This is a genomic window from Psychrobacter sp. TB20-MNA-CIBAN-0197 (assembly GCF_040309765.1).
GTDB lineage: Bacteria > Pseudomonadota > Gammaproteobacteria > Pseudomonadales > Moraxellaceae > Psychrobacter > Psychrobacter submarinus.
The window spans coordinates 1-260 of sequence record NZ_JBEOPC010000851.1 but is presented as its reverse complement, the minus strand read 5'-3'; the positions used below and the strand labels follow the sequence as shown (position 1 = coordinate 260).

The 260-nt window shown below is 53.1% G+C and carries 1 protein-coding gene; it reads right to left on the bottom strand.

All coding sequences use genetic code 11. The features are described 5' to 3' along the window. Nucleotides 1-260: carboxyl transferase domain-containing protein (locus AAEY83_RS16275; RefSeq protein WP_351060691.1), on the bottom strand; the 260-nt coding region annotated here is incomplete at both ends.

Sequence of the window (260 nt, the reverse complement as noted above, 5' to 3'; positions counted from 1 at the left end):
ACCTTGCTCTTCATACATTTCACGAATCGGCGCTTTAAATGCGGCTTCGTCTTCATCACTCCACGCTTCGCCCTTGCGATCAAAGTTATCACGTTTGACCGTTGCCAGTACTGAGGCGGCTTGCTCGCCGCCCATGACAGAGATACGGGCATTTGGCCACATCCATAAGAAGCGCGGGCTATAAGCACGGCCACACATACCGTAGTTACCAGCGCCGAACGAGCCACCGACGATAACGGTGAACTTTGGCACTTTTGCAT